General features: G+C 59.7%; 12 protein-coding genes and 4 pseudogenes. 9 read left to right on the forward strand and 7 right to left on the reverse strand.

The window, feature by feature from the left end; all coding sequences use genetic code 11:
• Positions 1-54: 54 nt before the first annotated feature.
• The 3 genes from OH764_RS32490 to OH764_RS32500 all read left to right on the forward strand — a co-directional run bounded on the left by OH764_RS32490 (position 55) and on the right by OH764_RS32500 (position 3049).
• Complete coding sequence (locus OH764_RS32490) at positions 55-549, forward strand: hypothetical protein (RefSeq protein ID WP_498851550.1); 495 nt, start codon at positions 55-57, stop codon at positions 547-549.
• 433 nt (positions 550-982) lie between these two features.
• Entirely contained in the window at positions 983-1858 is an 876-nt protein-coding gene (locus OH764_RS32495; RefSeq protein ID WP_007745879.1) for a site-specific integrase, read from the forward strand.
• A gap of 21 nt (positions 1859-1879) precedes the next feature.
• The gene (locus tag OH764_RS32500; RefSeq protein WP_408493431.1) at positions 1880-3049 is read left to right on the forward strand and encodes an IS91 family transposase; all 1170 of its coding nucleotides are present in this window, start codon (positions 1880-1882) and stop codon (positions 3047-3049) included.
• 538 nt (positions 3050-3587) lie between these two features.
• Here the strand turns inward: OH764_RS32500 and OH764_RS32505 are convergent.
• Together OH764_RS32505 and OH764_RS32510 are read right to left on the reverse strand one after the other, a co-directional pair.
• Positions 3588-6233: an AAA family ATPase gene (locus OH764_RS32505; protein WP_498851551.1), complete on the reverse strand. Its 2646-nt coding sequence runs from the start codon at positions 6231-6233 to the stop codon at positions 3588-3590.
• A 482-nt stretch (positions 6234-6715) separates the two neighbouring features.
• Positions 6716-6913, reverse strand: a complete 198-nt coding sequence (locus OH764_RS32510; RefSeq protein WP_498851552.1) for a hypothetical protein — start codon at positions 6911-6913, stop codon at positions 6716-6718.
• Here OH764_RS32510 and OH764_RS32515 point away from each other — a divergent pair.
• Both OH764_RS32515 and OH764_RS32520 read left to right on the forward strand, forming a co-directional pair.
• The gene (locus tag OH764_RS32515; protein WP_498851553.1) at positions 6912-7184 is read left to right on the forward strand and encodes a hypothetical protein; all 273 of its coding nucleotides are present in this window, start codon (positions 6912-6914) and stop codon (positions 7182-7184) included. The genes OH764_RS32510 and OH764_RS32515 overlap by 2 nt on opposite strands.
• A gap of 8 nt (positions 7185-7192) precedes the next feature.
• Entirely contained in the window at positions 7193-8191 is a 999-nt protein-coding gene (locus tag OH764_RS32520) for a radical SAM protein (RefSeq protein WP_498851554.1), read from the forward strand.
• Positions 8192-8536: 345 nt separating this feature from the next.
• Here OH764_RS32520 and OH764_RS32525 read toward each other — a convergent pair whose 3' ends face one another.
• On the reverse strand, positions 8537-8983 hold the full coding sequence (locus OH764_RS32525) for a response regulator (protein ID WP_498851555.1): 447 nt from the start codon (positions 8981-8983) through the stop codon (positions 8537-8539).
• A 65-nt stretch (positions 8984-9048) separates the two neighbouring features.
• On the reverse strand, positions 9049-10629 hold the full coding sequence (locus tag OH764_RS32530; protein WP_498851556.1) for a hybrid sensor histidine kinase/response regulator: 1581 nt from the start codon (positions 10627-10629) through the stop codon (positions 9049-9051).
• A gap of 270 nt (positions 10630-10899) precedes the next feature.
• On the opposite strand from OH764_RS32530, the gene istA (OH764_RS32535) reads away from it, so the two are divergent.
• From istA (OH764_RS32535) to OH764_RS32550, 4 genes and pseudogenes are all read left to right on the forward strand, one after another.
• Positions 10900-11946 carry an IS21 family transposase gene (gene istA / locus OH764_RS32535; RefSeq protein WP_498851557.1) on the forward strand — a complete coding sequence of 349 codons (1047 nt, stop codon included), beginning with the start codon at positions 10900-10902 and terminating at the stop codon, positions 11944-11946.
• A pseudogene (locus OH764_RS32540) lies at positions 11943-12503 on the forward strand (ATP-binding protein); the annotation flags it as partial. The gene istA (OH764_RS32535) and the pseudogene OH764_RS32540, both read left to right, overlap by 4 nt.
• A gap of 357 nt (positions 12504-12860) precedes the next feature.
• A complete protein-coding gene (locus OH764_RS32545; protein ID WP_498851558.1) occupies positions 12861-13835 on the forward strand; it encodes a tyrosine-type recombinase/integrase in 975 nt (324 codons plus the stop codon).
• 75 nt (positions 13836-13910) lie between these two features.
• Complete coding sequence (locus OH764_RS32550) at positions 13911-15779, forward strand: tyrosine-type recombinase/integrase (protein WP_498851559.1); 1869 nt, start codon at positions 13911-13913, stop codon at positions 15777-15779.
• Positions 15780-15806: 27 nt separating this feature from the next.
• Here OH764_RS32550 and istB read toward each other — a convergent pair.
• The 3 pseudogenes from istB to OH764_RS32565 form a co-directional block, all read right to left on the reverse strand.
• Positions 15807-16415: pseudogene (gene istB, locus OH764_RS32555) on the reverse strand (IS21-like element ISBcen28 family helper ATPase IstB); the annotation flags it as partial.
• Positions 16412-17634, reverse strand: a pseudogene (gene istA, locus OH764_RS32560) (IS21 family transposase). The pseudogenes istB and istA (OH764_RS32560), both read right to left, overlap by 4 nt.
• Positions 17635-17790: 156 nt before the next feature.
• Positions 17791-18123: pseudogene (locus OH764_RS32565) on the reverse strand (IS110 family transposase); the annotation flags it as partial.
• Positions 18124-18521 lie beyond the last annotated feature (398 nt).

Here is an 18521-nt window from a genome sequence, read left to right on the forward strand (position 1 = left end):
TCCATGCTCTGGTCCGAAAGAAGATCAACCGATCATTTGCCGATAGGTGCTGCAATGAAAAAGAACATTTTTGTCCTCGCAGCGGCGGCGGCATCAATTCACGCCTTTGCAGACTGCCGGTCGGTCCTCTTGGACAGTGACAAAGCGTCCGACGTGCGACAAAATCTGCAGTGCCTCGCCAACCAAGTTATCGACCTAAAAAATCAACTGGCTAGTGCGCAGGCTGCGCTGCAAACCATGCAGACTGAGAAGAACCAAGGACCTCACATCGGCTTTGGTATGCATCCACAACGCTTCCCCAGTCCAGCGGCTTGCCACACATGGGCGATGGGCTACTTGAACAACAATGGGTTCAGCGATGTAACGCAATATGGTCAAGCTGGGGCAACGGGACAAAAACTCCCTATTAAGGCGATACTGCTGTGCACGCCAACCGGCGAGTTGGCACTTTATCTTGCTGGGCCGGATCAAAACGCACTCCAGGCTCTTGAGAGCATTTTCGATGCAGCGTTTTCGCAAACTTTTTCGCAAAACCCTGCTCATCAGTAAATCGTCGAATCATTTCATATTCCGGACGCGCAAGAGAAGCGCCGTTGTATCTTTGAAGCCGCCGTAAACGGTACACGGGTTTCAAGGGCAACTGCGGGTCGCAAGTACGCCTCCGCTCGCAGCGAAAGCTGACGTTCGGCACCGCCAACGTGCGGACGTCGCCAATGCGACTCGTAGCCGCGTGACGAATACGATATGTCTATGTCGGGAATGGCCGATGACTTGTCCGCGAGTGACGGTACGGAATGGCCGTTCGGCGCTGATATCAGCCCTTGGAGCTGCGACGGCTGGACCGGCAGCAAATGGTCGACGGACTAAACCGCTCGCGCGGTAGGGGCTACGGTCTGACGCTGGAGGTCAGGGAGAGGCCGGTCACGCGGCTTTATGTTGGCGAATGAGGCAATCCGCCTCGTTCTTCAACAGGAGCCGAATCATGACCTCCTTACCTGCAAACATCAGCCGACTGCGCCAGCGCATGATCGACGACATGCGCATGCGCCAGCTTGCCCCCAAGACGCAGGACATCTATCTGCACATCGTGCGTGAGTTCGCCCGGTTTCTCGGGCGCTCGCCTCACACGGCCACCGTCGAGGACCTGCGCCGCTACCAGCTCTATCTGGTCGACCACGGCACATCGGCCGTGTCGCTGAACCACGCGATCACCGGCCTGAAGTTCTTCTTCACGGTCACGCTCGACCGGCCGGAACTGATGGTCAGGATGCAACCGGTGCGCGTGCCCCGCACGCTGCCGGTCGTGCTCAGCCCTGACGAAGTGCGGCGGCTCATCGAGGCGGCCGGCAACCTGAAGCACCAGACCGCGCTGTCGGTCGCCTACGGTGCCGGGCTGCGCGCGAGCGAAGTGGTGGCGCTGAAGGTCACCGACGTCGACAGCCAGCGCATGACACTGCGTATCGAGCAGGGCAAGGGCCGCCGCGACCGCTACGCGATGCTCTCACCGGTGCTGCTCGAGCGTCTGCGTGTGTGGTGGCGCGTGGCCCGTGCGCAGGGCAAGATGCTCGACGGCGGGTGGCTGTTTCCCGGGCTCGATCCGGTCGATGCGCTGAGCACGCGCCAACTAAACCGCGCCATTCACGCCGCCGCCGAGGCCGCGCACATCGACAAGCGCGTGTCCATGCACACGCTTCGACATAGTTTCGCGACACACCTGCTTGAACAGAAGGTGGACATCCGCGTGATCCAGGTCCTGCTCGGCCATGCGAAGCTGGAGAACACCGCGCTTTACGTCCAGGTCGCCACCGATCTGCTGCAGGAGGTCACCAGCCCGCTGGACCGGCTGCCTCCCGAGTAAGCCCGCACGACGCAACGCCTCATGCTGGAGGTTGCGGAGATCTTCCGCAGCCACGGGCCAGCGTGGCGAGCCACGACACACCTGAGCCTGGGGCAGCTGAAGGTCATGTCGGCCATCGAACGGTGCCGCACGGCGGCACTGGGCGGACATGTGCTGCGCTGTTCAGGCTGCGCAAGGACGGAAGTGTCCTTCAACTCGTGCCGGGACCGCCATTGCCCGAAGTGCCAGGCCAGCGCCGCACACCGCTGGCTGGAAGCGCGCCAGGCCGACCTGCTGCCCGTCGAGTACTTCCACGTCGTCTTCACGCTGCCCGCACCCATCAGCGCCATCGCCTGGTACAACAAGCGGGTCATCTACGGCCTGCTGCTCGACATCGCCGCTGACACACTGCGCACGATTGCTGCCGATCCCAGGCACCTCGGCGCCCAGATCGGTGCGACGCTCGTGCTGCACACCTGGGGCTCGGCGCTCACACATCATCCGCACGTGCATGGCATCGTCCCCGGCGGCGGACTATCGCCCGATGGCGAGCGCTGGATCGCGTGCCGGCCCGGCTTCTTCCTGCCAGTGCGCGTGCTCTCACGCCTGTTCCGCCGGCGCTTCCTTCAAGCACTCGAAGCGGCCCACCAGCATGGCCACCTGCAGTTCTTCGGCGAGTACACCGGCCTCGCTGATCCCGCCACCTTTGCCCGGTGCCTTGCGCCGCTACGGACCTGCGAATGGGTCGTCTACGCCAAGCGCCCGTTCGCTGGACCAACGGCAGTGCTCGAGTACCTCTCACGCTACACGCACCGCGTTGCCATCTCCAACCAGCGCCTCGTCGCCTTCGATGAGCGTGGCGTGACGTTCCGCTGGAAGGACTACCGTGCGAAGGGACGCACCCGCTACAAGACCATGACCCTCGAAACCGGCGAATTCATGCGCCGCTTCCTGCTCCATGTGCTGCCTGGCGGCTTCCATCGTATCCGTCACTACGGACTGCTCGCCAACCCGGTGCGCCGCGCCAGGCTCGCGAAGGTGCGCGATCTGCTGCACGTTGCACCCGAAATCAGCCCGTTACCGGACGACACCGCCATCGCAACCCGGCCCAACTTCATCTGCCGGCACTGCGGCGCACCCATGATCGTCATCGACATCCTCGCGCGCAGCGCCCCGATCCGGGCACCACCGATGCGGCGGGCGCAGACATGAGCATCGCGGTTCTTCGATCCGCCTGTCCAACGTCGGCTCTGCGGCAACGCGGCCCACGAGCGGACGTTTGCGCGTGTCGCTTCTCGAAGCGCCTCCCAAGCCCGCCTCATCATCACGAGCGCACCTCAGCACCGCTTCATCATCGCGTTAGTGCCCATCCGGCATCCCGCCTGAACGCGCCGCATCCGGCACCGCTGAGCATCCTGGCCTATCAATCGCCATAGCTGCGAACACTTCAAGCGCTTCGGGGCACTCCGCGGTTTCCTCCATCGAGGCTTATTCGACGCCTGCCGACACGCGCGGAGGCACCGTCACATTCCTGTGGCCAATGGCAGGCATCGAATAACCCTTAACGAAACGCGCCAGATGGAGTGCTTCGGCATCTAGGCCGAAGCCGACATTCACGTTCAGCCGAAAGAAAGACTGCTATGTGACAGCCTTCTGTCACTCAGCGCACTTACAGTCTGCACGGCAGCTTTCCCAACCGCCCGCCGTCGCGTGAGTCGCCCGGAAGCGTGTTCGGGGTCCGGAGGCCACCTCAGGCCTGCGGAGCCTCGATCGCCTCGTCGAGCTTGATGACGGTCTCGAGCATGCGCCGAACGATCGCCGCGTCGAACTCTTCCGCCCGGTCCTCCTCATGGGTTCCCTTGTTCAGGTAGTTCCATTCGAGTTTGTGCTTCTCGCCATATCCAAGCATCTCGCCGAGCGGTGGCACGACTTCCTGGAATACTGTCACGTCCTTCTTGCTGAGGAACTGGTGAAGCCCCGTCGCCAAGCTCATGAGGTCTGGGTCTCCCGGTCCCCTCATCCCCACACTTATCTGCGCCGACAGCTTCTTATTTGCAATCTTCTTCCAGAGACGGTTGAGTTCTTCTTCGAAGGCCTTCCGGACGTAACTCAGGGAGTCACGCGTACGCCCTTCTTCGTGGCTTCGGACCGCCACCGTGAGGTAGTGGCGGGGCGAGTCGAGCTTCACGGTGATCTTCTTGGCGGCGAACGGCACGAGAAAGTCGATTCGGGTCACCGTTTCCTCGTACTTTTTCATTGGCACGGCGTTCTCGAGGCGCTTCACGAAATCCTCACCGTGGGTCGTGACGATGAGTTGCCTTTTGCCGACTTCTTCCGGATTCAAGATGAGGTCGATGATCGCGCCACGGTGCTCGTCGTCGATCGAGTTTACGACGTCGTCGAATATCAGGAACGGGACGCGGTCCGTGGTGATCTTCGCCAGCAGGATCGCGAGCCCAAGGCACCGAATGTGACCTTCGCTCAGGACCTGCAGAGCGTCGCATCTGTCTCCGTTTTCGAACTCGATCTCTATCCTCTCGCCCACGGCCGTCGGCAACCTCAAGGACTTGAGCCTGTCGGAAGGGTGGTCGTTCTTGTTGATCTCGTTGTAGAACTTGAGCGTCTTTTCGTTGAGATCCGCGGCCAGGGCCAAGGGCAGTCCGGCGTTATAGCCCAGGAGCTTATCGCGGAGCGAGACGTAAGCGATGCTGTAGCTCAGATTTCTCGCGACTCCTGGTTTCTCTGCTTCCGCCTCCCTGATGAGCTCCTCGTTCTCCCGGTTGAACTTCTCGATAGCCTGCGTCGCCTCCGACTCGCTCTTCGCGTTCGTAGCGATGAGGGTCGAGATGGCCACGATTTCCTCGAGGTCCTTGGCGATCGCGAGGTTATCATCCTCGAGCTTCTTGATCGCGGCTTTGGATTGTTCGACTTTGACGTTATGGGTCGCGGTCGCGTCCTTCAGCGCCTGAAGGAGCTCGCGCTTTGCCTGCACGGCTCGGAGGAATGTCTCGATGCCCGCCGCATCTTTGGCGTCGGAAGCCTCGGCGCTGAACGAGCCGACCTCGGGTGCTCCGACGAACCCGACAGCAGCGGCGGACGCCGGAAGCTTGGCGATTTTCGAAAGCAAGTCCCGCCAGCCGAGGTTGAGGGCCTCTCGGATGTCCTTGATCCGCCCTTCGGCCTTCAGGGCGGCGTCGAATTGCTTCAGCTTTTCCTCCGCGTTGCCGTATGGGTCAACCGGAACGGCGAGTCGACCGTCGCGGTAGAGTTCGGAGGCGCACGCGGGACACTCGTTCCCGAACCTTTCGCGGTTCCCCAGAATCGCGCCGTAAAGGTCCCGAAGGGAAAGCTGATCCTTGTACTGGTTGAGGAGCTTTTCCGAATCTGCCTTCTCTCTGATGAGCAGAAGCAGTCCGTCGGCGTCGGTTAGGATGTCGTCCGTTCCTGGATCAGCGGCCGCTTTAAGGTTCTGCAAGCGGCCGATTTCGGTGTTGTTGGCCTTTTGCTTGCCACCGTTGCCTTCGGGGCCGGTTAGGGCTGCCTTGATCTCGTCAAGGTCTTTGCACCCCGGATATTTCCCGAGCAGCACGGCGCCTCGCGTTTCGGCGGTTTTGGCTTTCACCGGGAGGCCTTCGAGGATCGCCCGGTGTCCGGCGATGCCCTTCGCCCGGTCCGCGAGAACCTTCCCGTTTTTTCCGACGCAGTCTAGGTAAGGGTCGAGGCTCTCGTTGAACTGCGTTGCGAACGCGTTGAACTCCTCCAAGCCGAACAGTGCCGCCAACCGCGCCTGCTGGGCGGCCGGGGTATTGGCCGCCACCCGCGCGAATCCGTCGATCCGGTTCTTTTCGATGAAGCAGAATTCGAAACTGCGGGGGTCCGCTTTCACTTCGATTTCCCGTTCCTTCGCGGTATCTCCGTACAGAACGGGTTTCGCCGATTTCCTCGATGTTGCGTTTCTGATGTAGTCCGAGACGGGGATCCGCTTCGAATCCGCTTCGTGGATCGAGGCAAGCAATCCGTATTCGAGCGCCTCACAGAGACTCGACTTTCCCGTCCCGTTCGGCCCGTAGACGAATGTGTACGGGTTTTTGAATTCGAAAGTGTGCTTCTCGGAAAAGCCACGAAAATGCTCGACCTCCACTTTGGTAAGCCGGACAATCTCCCTCTCGTTGGCCTTCGCTTCGTCGGCCGCGATTTCGAGTGCCGGAGGCGCTGCCTCCCCCTTGTCGACGATCAGTTTCGCCAACACTTTCCCGCGCCGGCCTGCGGCCGTCCCGACCGCAGCGACTTCGTCGAATCCCCCCAGCATCAGGTTCGCCAGCTTTTTTTCGTGCTCGGACAGAGTTGGGGCCGATTTGGCCAAGAAGCGCTTGAATTCAACTAGGGATTTGGACATGTCCGTTCGCGGAGCGGTTGTTATCGGTTATGCGGTCGGGCGCGGGTCGTCGGCACAAGGTCTTCATTCTATGCCAAAGTATTTTCGGGGAAAGCCATGTTCGACGTTTTGCGGAAGACGGGGAGCTGTCAAGCGACGGCTTTTAGCCCGTAGCGAACGCGTAACCCGACACGGCCGCCCGTCCACTTCGGTCGAGGTGCTGTCGGACGAAAGCTGCCTCTCCATCCGCTCGACTCAGTTTCCCGCCATTGGGAGCCTAAACCCACGAACGGCCGGATTGTGTCGAGTTATGCCTTTTGCATGCGATGCCCGCAGGCGCGATCATCGTACTCGGTCGTGGGACGCAGTGCGGCCACCAGCGGTTATTGGTCCGCGGCATTTTCTGACACGGGAATGTCCGCTTGACTCATACAGTTGACGCGCGGCGGCAATACGTGATTTTTTGCTGCACCAAGTCGTCCAACGAAAGGCGCCAGTCGTTGTTAATCGCTAGCCTCAGTTGGCGTATGTTCGTCAGGCAACATATGCGGCAGGAAATAATAATAGCCATTATCGGCGAACGTCCTATGCTTTTTATCGGGTGGCGCCCGCGGTGCTGCCATTTCTGTAACGAAAGCGCCGAGTAGCAGCTTCCTCAGCGAGAGCATCTGCCCTTTTCCAATTAATTGGAGGACGATCATGGCTGTGACCGCCGACACAAAAACCAAAGATATCGCCGTGCTAACGCCGCAGGGTGGGGATGATGACCGGAAGGCAGCAGATAAGAAAGCGATCGTGGAGAGCCTGAACACAGAAAATTACACTATTAGCGAGGACGATGTCGAGATTGATTTGGACGGCGTTGTTACTATTAAAAACGCTAAATTTCACAATGATTTGACAGGCGGGATAATAAACCCCGACGACATCAACATAAGCTACTCGTGCATCGGTAATGTATTTTGTAAATAGGGCGTGAAATGTCGACCGGTGATGATGGCGGATGGCAAGCGACGGCGTTAGATGAGAAGATTTTATCTTTGATCGTTATGCCGACAGAAAAGTGCAATTTTCGCTGCACCTATTGTTATGAAGATTTTGCGCACGGAAAGATGAGCGCTCAAACTATTGAGTCAGTCAAATTGCTAATCCGCCGCCGAGTCCCATCTTTAAAACAACTAAATATTGGGTGGTTCGGAGGCGAGCCGTTTCTTGCGCGGGACATAGTTGAGGACATTACCAGCCACGGATCGGAATGTGCGGCCGAGTCTGGATGTGCGTTTTCAGCATCGGCCACGACGAATGGATTTCTTCTCGACCGATCAACGGTACAGCGACTGTGCGCAATTGGACTGAGGAATTATCAAATAAGTATCGATGGAGTTAGGGAGCAGCACAATCTCACTCGACGCGGTCCGAACCGCAGGTCCGACTCCTTCTCCCAAATTTGGTCGAACCTTGAATCTATTCGAGCGTCAAATATTGAAATCTCGGTGTTAATACGCCTTCACATCACGAGAGAGAATTTCTCGTTCGCGCATTCCGCCGTGGACCTTCTCAACGAAACGCTACTGAGCGATCCTCGATTCTCCCTCATTATTCGACCGGTTGGTAATTTGGGAAAAGACAACGACAGCATACCAACCGCTGGCAACATGGACTTTATTAGTGAACTGGAGTCCCATGTCTCCAGACAGTCAGCGCTATGGGATCACCGAATCGATTCGCGGGACAGCATTTGTTACGCCGGGAAAGCTAACAGTCTCATCATCCGTGCAGATGGAAGTTTGTCAAAGTGCACCGTAATGCTGAACAAACCAGAGAATCGAGTAGGGCAACTGAATTCTGATGGTTCGGTGTATATAGACCGACAAAAATTTATGCGTTGGGTTTCCCCGACATTAAAAAATGAAAAGGAGGGTGCCGTCTGTCCCGCTGCGGCGCTACGCGAAAAAATCGTAGTTCTGCGGAGACAGTAACCAAAAGGGGTCCCAACCCAGCATTTGATAGAGAGGTAAAGTCAGCCCGTCAAGCGCCAGTCGCTTTGCGCAGAATAACTGTGGGCTGCAATCGCGACGGCTATGACCGGAATCGGCCGGTCGGGGCTGGTCAAACGATCGACTGGTATGGGTCGAAAGTGCGGGTTGACGACTGGCCGTTCTCGGGCGGTGAAAAGCGAATGGCCGTTTTCCGACGATGCGTTCGCAGAGCCGATTGCCGCATGCCGACCCTGAACAGCCTTCGGCCCGACGTTTCGCTGCGTCCGCTCTACGGACCATAGCCGTCACCGGCCATGTGTCCACGAGCGTCGGCCGTCCCGTTCGTTATTTCAACGCGAGGGTCGCCGTCAAGGCAGGAGGGGGAGACACGGATGACTGAAACGGAGCTCGTGCGACCGAGCCCGACCAGCCGTTCGGGTCCACGCTGGCAGTGAGCAACTGGATAGTTTGCAGCAATTGCTGTGGAGCGAACGGTTTGCGCAGGAAAACGTCCCACGTCCCGTCGCACTGCGGAGCGAGCTTCGATGAAACCAGCAATATGGGAATCGCGTGCAGCAGGGCGTCGCTTCTCATGCGCTGGCACAACTGCAGCCCGTCCATCACTCGCATCGCCCAGTCGGTCAGCACAAGGTCCACTCCCGCCCCGCCCAGGTGAGCAAGCGCGTCGGCCCCGTTAGACGCGCAGACCACCCGGTAACTCTCAGTCTCGAGCAACGCCTGAAGCGCATGCCGTGGCAGCTCCTCGTCCTCAACAAGAAGAATAAGTTTCATCAACGCACCCCTAAAGCACGGTACGCCTGTAGCAGATTGCGTGCCCGGCGCCGCAGCCGTGTTCGTCAACCGCCAAGCAGGTGGACGATGGCCCGGAGAAGCCTCGTGCGATCCACGGGCTTGCCCACGTAGTCGTCAAAGCCGGCCTCGCGCGCAGCACGTTCGTCTTCTTCCCGGATATGGCCCGTCAGCGCAATGGCAGGCGTCCTGACGCCAGCGGCGCGCAACCTGCTAATGAGCTCGAATCCGCTCTCACCGGGCATGGACAGGTCAGAGATAATTACATCAGGCGGATCGAACCTGATAAGCCTTCGCGCCTCGTCCGCTGACCTTGCGGCCCTGACCTTGACTTTCTCAAATTGCAAAACTGTTGAAAGAGCTTTAAGGGTATCGGCATGATCTTCAACGAGCAGAACCGTCCGGCCTGCCAGCCCCGAGGCGCCTCCCTCCAGTTCCTGCGCGAGCGATTCGGAGGTCGGGTTCTCTTTGGTCACCGGAAGGATCACGGTAAAGATTGCGCCCTGACCCGGGCCATCGCTCTGCGCGGTGATGTCACCGCCATGCATGACAACGATGCTTCGGGCGATGGCAAGCCCCAAGCCCAAGCCGCTGCTGTTGCGGTTGACGGGGTTCTCGATCTGCACAAACGGCCGGAAAATCTGCTCGAGCCTGTCAGGCGGTATCCCGGATCCGGTGTCGGCGATGCTGATGCGCACGGCGCTTCTATCCACCACGACCGACGGGAGAATCCTGCCGCCGCGCTCCGTGTGCTTCAGCGCGTTGTTGAGCAGGTTGCCAAATACCTGCCGCAGACGCGGCCCGTCACCCATAATCTGCACCGGCTCCGCAACCAGGTCGGCCACGAAAACGCCCTTCTCGTCTGCCATGGGCCGAATGTCCTGGAGAACAGCGTTCAGACAGTCAGTCACAGTCAGTGGCACCCTCTTCACCACGAACTTGCCACTGCCGATGCGACTTGTGTCCATCAGGTCATCGACAAGGCGTGCCTGCGTCACTACGTTGCGACGGATGACAGATAGTCCGTTATTGATGAAATCAGTGTCGGCCGAGGCTTGGCTAAGCAGGTCCGTCCATGCAAGAACGGCCGTCAACGGTGCCCTGAGTTCGTGCGAGACGGTGGCAATGAAAGCATCTTTTGCCTCGTTCGCGGCCTGCGCTGCCAGTCGTTGCTCCCGCTCGCTACGGGTCAGCTCATCGCGCTCCGCCTCGAGCCGCTTCTGCCCGGAAATATCAATCGTGATGCCATCGAAGCGGATCGCGCGCCCATCGGCATCAAAGGTCACGCTACCTTTCGCCCGCAGCCAGTGGATGTCGCCATGGGGTGAGACCGTGCGGAATTCGACGTCGTAGGGCGTGGCAGTGCCAATCGACGCCTCAACCGCGGCCCGGGTCCGCTCGCGGTCGTCTGGGTGAATCACACGGTAGAACATGTCGATGTCGACTTCGGCATCTGGAGTATCCGCCGCCAGCCAGAAGTGGGCTTTGCAACGGGCGTTCCAGTACAATCTGCTGAAGGGCAACGGGCAGTAAAACGTGCCAATATCAGCAGCTTCTACCGCTCTTCGCAGGCGGTCTAGCGTCTGCTCTGCCGGCTCCAGATTTGGTCGCAAATGGTAATCTGTCATTGTCCTTTCTGTTGCACGCTCCGGGGCAGGCTCCTGTCGGGGCTCGTATCATTCCATTATATGGATCGCATAAAAGTGCCCGGTGAGCAGCCAACTTAATGGAAACGTGGTCAGGTTTGCAGATACCGTGCCTAGTGCGGCATAGCCAGCCCTTCGATGCACAGCTCGTGCAAGCCGCTCCATTGTCATCGGCACCTGTAAATTGATACACCGTCGGCACTGAGGAATTGATACACCTCGACGAAGGGATAATGGCCGCTTTGAGCGGCGATGATCTCGAACGAGGGATACATGCAGATCATGATATTGCACAAGCAGGGCAAGAGCCTGCGTGCCATTGCTTGTGAGGTTGGCTGCTCCGTCAACACCGTGAGGAAGTGTCTGGCGACGCAGGATGCGCCGACGTTTCGGCCCGCGGCGACTTTGCGCGAGTCGATACTGAAACCGTTCGAAGCCTATCTTCGGGAACGGATCGCGTCAGCGGCACCGGACTGGATTCCAGCGACAGTTCGGTGGCGCGAAATCCAGTCGCAGGGATTCGATGGTGGCGAGAGAATCGTGCGCAAGTTCGTTGCGACATTGCGGCCTGTACCGGCGCCCGATCCTCTCGTGCGATTCGAGACTGCTGCGGGCGATCAGATGCAGGTCGACTGGGTCGAGTCCCGTCGGCGCAAAGGAGCGAATCTGTTCGCATTCGTGGCCACTCTTGGCCATCGCCGCGCGACCTACGTCGAATTCGTTTCCGACATGCGACTCGATACTTTGCTCAGGTGTCACGTCAACTGTTTTAACTGGTTCGGCGGTGTGCCGCGCCGGGCGCTTTTCGACAACATGAAGATCGTTGTCATCGAGCGGGATGCATACGGTCCGAACCAGCACCGCTTCCAGCCGGGGTTTCTCGACTTCGCCCGGCACTACGGGTTTAAGCCCGAGCTTTGTCGGCCCTATCGCGCGAAGACCAAAGGCAAGGTCGAACGGATGAACGGATATTTGCGCCGCAGTTTCTACGTTCCGCTGGCCGCCCAGTTCAAGGCGGCCAACGTCGAACTGGACGTGACGACCGCCAACACTGAAGTTTGGCGTTGGCTACGCGAAGTTGCGCATGTCCGGATACATGGAACGACCCGCCTGAAGCCAGGCGAGCAACTGCTTGTTCAGCAGAAGGCCTTGCAGAGCGTACCGCCACCGTTTCCGTCGCTGTTGCCAGCAACGACACCGGCGAGCGGACAGGAGTTGCGCGAGCGATTCCACGACTGGCTATCTCCGCTACAGCATCCGCTGTCCGTGTACGACCAGCTGATTCGGGTTGCCGCATGAACATCGCACACGAAAGAGTGGCGCAGCTATGCGCCCAGCTGAAGCTCACGACCATCGCGGACGCGTTGCCACACTTGGCGCAAAAGGCGATCGCCGACGAGGTGAACCTGACCGAGTTTCTCGAATCGGTACTGAAGGCCGAGCAAACAGCGCGGCTCGTCAGACAGCGCGCGACGTTTGCACGCCTGGCAGGCTTCCCGACGATCAAGACCCTCGACGGCTTCAACTTCGCAGCAGCCAGCGGTGTGCCCAGATCTCAGGTCCAGGAGCTGGCAAGTCTGACGTTTCTGGAGCGAAACGAGAACGTCGTATTACTCGGACCGAGTGGCACAGGCAAAACGCACATCGCAATGGCACTTGGTTATGCAGCAACGCAAGCTGGGATCAAGGTGCGCTTCATCACCGCAGCGGACGTGCTGATGATACTGACCACGGCACATCGACAGAATCAGTTGGGAGACGCGCTAAAACGATTCGTCAACCCGTACAGGCTGTTGATCATCGATGAGATCGGATACCTGCCGATGAGCCGTGAGCAGGCCAACCTGTTCTTCCAGGATACGAGCGTGGCAGCCTGATCGTATAAGTTATTTGGAATTGGATTCGTGCTACGGTAGGCCAACGTTTTTTGTTCGTGTGGCACGCTGGGGGCCTGAAACGAGATCACGCAGGGTTATCCACGGGGCCGCCGCCCGCTTCTCTATAGCGAGAGGCGAGCGGCCCGGTGGATAACCCGTGCCGAAGGCGATGCCGCTTTTACCTGCTCGTGCTGAATCGTCGTGGTGACGGGGCGGCATCCCTCGCGAGAGGAGCAAATCATGGCTGCCAGCAGCGCTGTCGTCGAACCGGTCTGGGAACGGTATCCGCTAATCGCCTCGAACTCTTACGCTTGACGATGGATACAGAGTTGCGTGATGCTTGGTCTGGCAAGCAATACGATCGCGGCCTACATGTACGCGATAGAGGGCTTCCTTCGCTTTGCTCAGGGCCACGCCGTCGATCTAGGCAGCATATCGCGCGAAACCATCGCGCAGTATGTCGGCGAACTGCGGACCCAGCCAAGGCGAGCGAATGCGAATGTGGTACGCATCGACTCAGGCGGCCTCCTGTCGAACGCAACGTTGCAGCAGCGTCTTACCGCGGTCCGGCTGCTGTTCGAGTTTCTGGTTGACGAGGGGCTCATCAGGACCAACCCGGTAAGCCGCGGCCGCTATACGGCATCCTGCCACTTCGGCGCACGCGGCGAACGAAGCCTCATCCAGAAGTTTCACAAGCTGCCATGGATTCCAACGGAGGCGCAGTGGACGGCTCTGCTGGCTGTGGTCCGCGACGAACCTAAACGTAACCGGTGCATGCTGGCGTTTGCCTATGATGCGGCGCTTCGGCGGGAGGAACTGTGCCAGCTTCGTGGCAGCGATCTCGATCCCGCCCACCGGCTGCTGCGTATCCGAGCGGAGACGACCAAGGGTCACCGGGAGCGTGTCGTGCCGTATTCCCAAACTTCCGGCGAACTACTGCGCGACTACCTTCGGCACCGGCATGTCCTTGCCGGCGATCGGCACGCGCTGTTCCTGTCTGAATCGCCCCGCAACCATGGCGCGCCCATCACGCTATGGACGTGGTCCAAGGTAGTCCGATCCATTGCGCTTCGTGCCGATGTTCCGGCGTTCTCGACCCATACGCCGCGCCATCTCTGTCTGACCGATCTCGCCCCCTCGGGCTGGCAACTGCACGAGATTGCCCGGTTCGCCGGTCACCAGAGTCTGGAGACGACCAGGCAATACGTGCATTTGTCGGGACATGATCTGGCCGACCGGTTCGCGAAGGCCATGCGTCAGATCCACGCGTGGCGTGTCGACGCCCTGGCTTGCGTCGCCGATGCGGAGTAACGATGATGAACTCATCCCGGGCTGCACGCGCCCCGAAGCCTGACGCCCCGTGCGGGCGGTGAACGCCAGGCATTGATGGCGGTTGCCTACCTGCTGCACTGTTTCCACGACATTCCCAGCCTGGGCGAGGTAAAACGGGTCGCGCTGGCCGAGAAGGTCTTCGGCAAGGAGCGAATCGCAGATACGCTGCTGCGCGTTACCGAGATCTCGGCAGCGTGGGGATACCATGGTCCCTGCAAACCGTTGATGAGTCTGGTCGCAGAACTCGTGCTCATCAACCAGCGCCCCGAACTTGAGTTGCTGACGACCGAGTTCATCGAATCGATCCGCAGACGCTGGCAGGACTCGAACTATCGCAGTTCACTGTACTTCCAGCTCTTACGCGTACTCGCAGCGCTCGGGATTATCTCTGCAGAACCAAAGATCCGAAACCGGGTTGACTGCGAACGTATTCATCGAGCGAGAACCGCTGGCCTGTCCGGGGATTGGGTTCTCGCAGTAGAGCGGTGGGAGGCAACCAGCACGTTGACAGCATCCAGTCGCAGGCATCTTCGCGACACGGTGCTCAAGGCGGGCCGTTGGCTGCAGGATACGCATCCAGAGATCACCCGCGCGGACCAGTGGACCCGAGAATTAGCGGCAGAGTACGTGGGCGCAGTGGCGCGCATGAGTGTTGGCGATTACGTCTGGAGGACCGCTGGTCTTGAACCAAAGCTTGGCAAACCGGCATCGGCCCGATCGAAGAACTACTTCCTGGGTTCAATGCGGCGCTTCTTTGCCGACCTGCAGGAGTGGGAGTGGATCCCCCGACGGTTCGATCCGTTTCGGGCCTTTGCGACGCCGCGCTCGATCATGGCATTGATCGGACCGGCACCGCGGACCATCGCCGATGACCTCTGGGCGAAACTCCTTTGGGCTGGCCTGAATCTAACGATCGCCGATCTTTCTGGTCACGGCAGTGCTCCGAAGGGACATAGCAATGCCACAGGCGCCATGCTTCGCAACGGAGGCTACCATCCGCTCGAGATGCTACAGGCGTTGAGCATCGTATGGCTCTTTGCAGGGCTGCGTAGCGACGAGATTGTCCGGTTAAGTGTAGGCTGCGTGCGCAAGGAACCATCGATAGGACAACAAGCAACGCAGTGCTGGATGCTTGACGTTCCGGTTCACGAGACCGGGACGGCATTTATCAAACCAATCGACGCAATCGTCGGCGAGGCGCTTACGACCTGGGAGCACCTACGCCCCACGCAACCGGCTGCGCTCGATATCAAGACTGGCGAGCAGGTTGATTTCCTCTTCTCGTACCGCGCACGAGCAATTCCACGCGCGTACCTGAACAAACGACTGATTCCCATGCTTTGCCGCAGAGCTGGCATTCCGCAGGCGGATGCTCGCGGTCAGATCAGCAGCCACCGGGCTCGCTCCACCATCGCGAGTCAATTGTTCAACGCTCGCGAACCGATGACGTTGTTCGAACTACAGGCGTGGCTCGGCCATCGTTCACCCGCGACCACACAACACTACGTGGCATTCACGCAAACCCGTCTCGCCCGCGCCTATTCGGAAGCCCAGTACTTCCAGCGAAACCTGAGAATGATGGACGTCCTCATCGATCGGCAAGCAATCGAGCATGGCCATCCGGACGAGCCGTGGCGATATTACGATCTCGGCCATGGCCTCTGCTCGTATGAGTTCTTCGATCAGTGTCCGCATCGCATGGCTTGCGCACGTTGTGACTTCTACGTTCCGAAGGAATCGTCGCGCGCCGATCTGATCCAATCGAAAACCGGCATGATACGAACGCTTCAGGAAATACCGCTGACCGACGACGAACGTGCAGCAGTAGAAGGCGACCAGAAAGCCATAGACCGCCTGCTCCGGCGCCTTGAGACCACACCGACACCGGATCGGGCTGACCCGTCAACAAGAAAGAGAAGTTGATTAAAAAATCGCTCAATTCCACATAAACGTCAGGATGATCGCGCAGCGTTCGTAACAGGCATTGACGAGCTGGAAGAACAGATTGCCGCCGTTGGAGCCGATCGGCAGGTACCCGATCTCGTCGACGATGAGCAGGCTGTTGCGCGCGAGGAAGCGCACGCGTTGCGCCAGATTGCCTTCGCGCTCGGCCTTGGCCATCGAGTTGACGATTTCCCCCAGCGAGCCGAAGTACTCGCGTTTGCCGGCGCGCACTGCTTCGACGCCCAATGCAATGGACAGGTGCGATTTGCCCGTTCCAGGCGGCCCGAGGAAGTGCACGGTCTGGCGTCGCTCGATGAACTCGAGCTGCGCGAGCGTCATGATGCGATCGCGGTCGAGGCTTGGCTGGAAGCTGAAGTCGTAGCCGCCGAGTGTCTTGATCGTGCCGAGTCGCGCGGTCTGTAACGCCATGCGGATGCGCCGCGTCTCACGTGTGGTGAGTTCTTCGCCCAGCAGGGTTTCGAGCACCTCCAGCATCGAACTGTCGCCCTGTTCGAAGCGGTTCAATGTGGCGTCCAGTGCTTCGAGCGCGCGCGGCATGCGCAGGCCAACGAGATAACGGCGGATGCGCTCCAGTGTCGAGGCAGGTACGCTCATGCGGACCTCCCTGCATCGGCCAGACGTCTGGCCACCTGGTCATAGAACGACAGCGGTCGGCGTGCCACGGAGGACGTCGCCAGCGGCGCGCTATGTTCAGTCACTTGCCTGCGCTGGGTGGAGCGTCGATGACCGGGCAATAACGACGTTCGTCGCCGTCCTTCCAGCCAGGATGAACAGCCAGTAGTTCGCCGGCTTCGTAGATACGGATCTCGTGAGCCAGACTGTGAACGTCGAGTGTGCGCCTGCGCGTACGATCGGGCACGCTGTAGTAGTTGCCGCCCACGGAGACCAGACCTTCATGGCTCACGCGTCTCTCGAGCCGGATCACGCCATTGAACACGCCGGCGGGCAGCGTCTGCAATGCGGGACGTTCCTCGCCAAAGTGCTGCGCAACGACGCGATGCGTGGTGCCGTGCACACGGACATTGGCAACCGTGTCGAGCCACTCGCGCAACTGGCGATTCATGTCACCAAGGTTCTGGAACCGGCGTGCGAGGAAGAAGTCCTGCCGGATATAGCGGTACGGTCGCTCGACCTTACCCTTGGTCTTGGCGCAATATGCCTTGCAGGCACGCGGGGCAAAACCGTAGTGCTGTGCAAACGCGACCAGCTTCGCGTTATAGACGATGTGCTTCTCTGCCTCACCAAGCACAGCGGTCTTCATCCGGTCGTAAAGAATCTCTCGCGGCACGCCGCCCAGGTGCCCGAACGCTTCCATGTGACAGCGCAGCACCGTCTGCAGGTCCTGATGCTCGACGAAGCGGCCCCACAGGTAACGGCTGTGCCCCAGCACGATCGAGAACTGCCAGATCGAGCGGCGCTGGCCCGGGACGTCATCGAATTCAACATTGAAGTGCGCGAAATCCACCTGAGCCTAGTGACCGGCAGGCGTTTCGAAGCGGACTTCGAAGCCGCGTTGTCGTGGCGGCCGCACCTCGCGAACCAGGTCGCCCAGCGCCGTGCGACCGCCCGCGTAACCCATCGCCCGAACCTCCCGTAGCAGACGCTCAACGCTCAGATCGGGAAACTCACGCACGCGTTCGGTCACGTAACTGGCGAAATGGTCCACTACACAGGGCCGTGGCGCACGCGGACCATAACGCGGCGCCTGTACCCCGTTCCTGATGTATTTGCGGACCGTCTTGCGATCCATACCGAGCCGAGCGGCGATGGCCGAGATACTCAGCCCCTGCCGGTGCAATTCCAGAATCGTCATCACTTCTCCCAGTTCGACCACCGATACCCCCGCGACGGACCCGAAGGGCGATATGGTCGGTGATCGACAGGACGGCGCCGCTAGCGCGGCGCTGTCAGACAAGAAATTGGGGAAAATTACTTCGACGAAAGTGGGGAGTGTCTATCCGGCGCTGACACGCAGCGAGCGCGCCAGCTTGATGGCATCACGCCGGTCGGTCTTTACGCGCTCGCCCGGCTTGCGCGGGATCAGTGAGGGTGCGCAGACCATGCAGTCGAAGCCCTTCTGGACGAGCTGACGGTACAGCCCGTAACCACATGGACCTGCCTCGTACACGACGCGCACGTGCGGCGCCTTGGATTGCAGGCGTGTGCACAGGCGATCGATGTCGGACCCTGTCGTACCGGTCTTGCCCAGCAGCTCGATCTCGCCCGCGTCGATCGCGTAGGCGACCGTGATCGAGTCCTTGTGGAGATCCAGTCCGACGTGCACCGTGCTATCGTTTCGCATGCTTTGCGACACGTGTCGCCGTCTGCCGGACGTAAACCGGGTGAAGTATCGGATGGCAAAGCTCTTCGTTGTCTTGTCACACCCTGAGTCCGCCAGTCTTGGGCCTCAAGTTCCGTGACCTGTTGTGCGACCAGCAGTTGCCTACCCGGACATGCGTGACTGGAAACGGTCGGGTGTGAAGCTCCGGGGACAAAGTACTTCTCTAAAGACGGTTCACTCGGCGACGAGGGGATCGACACTGCAAGCAGCGGTGCGGTGTGAAGGCCAGGCAAGTTCCGTATGCGCAACATAAATGAATTGCCGTTTGAATTTCCGTAAAAACGAACAAGCCAAAGCTGCTGTCAGGCTTGAACCAAAAGGTGGATGGCAGGTTGCTCTCTTGGCATGTGGGGGCACGT

It is taken from the genome of Burkholderia sp. M6-3 (genome assembly GCF_050858985.1).
In the GTDB taxonomy this organism is placed as follows: Bacteria; Pseudomonadota; Gammaproteobacteria; order Burkholderiales; family Burkholderiaceae; genus Paraburkholderia; species Paraburkholderia caledonica.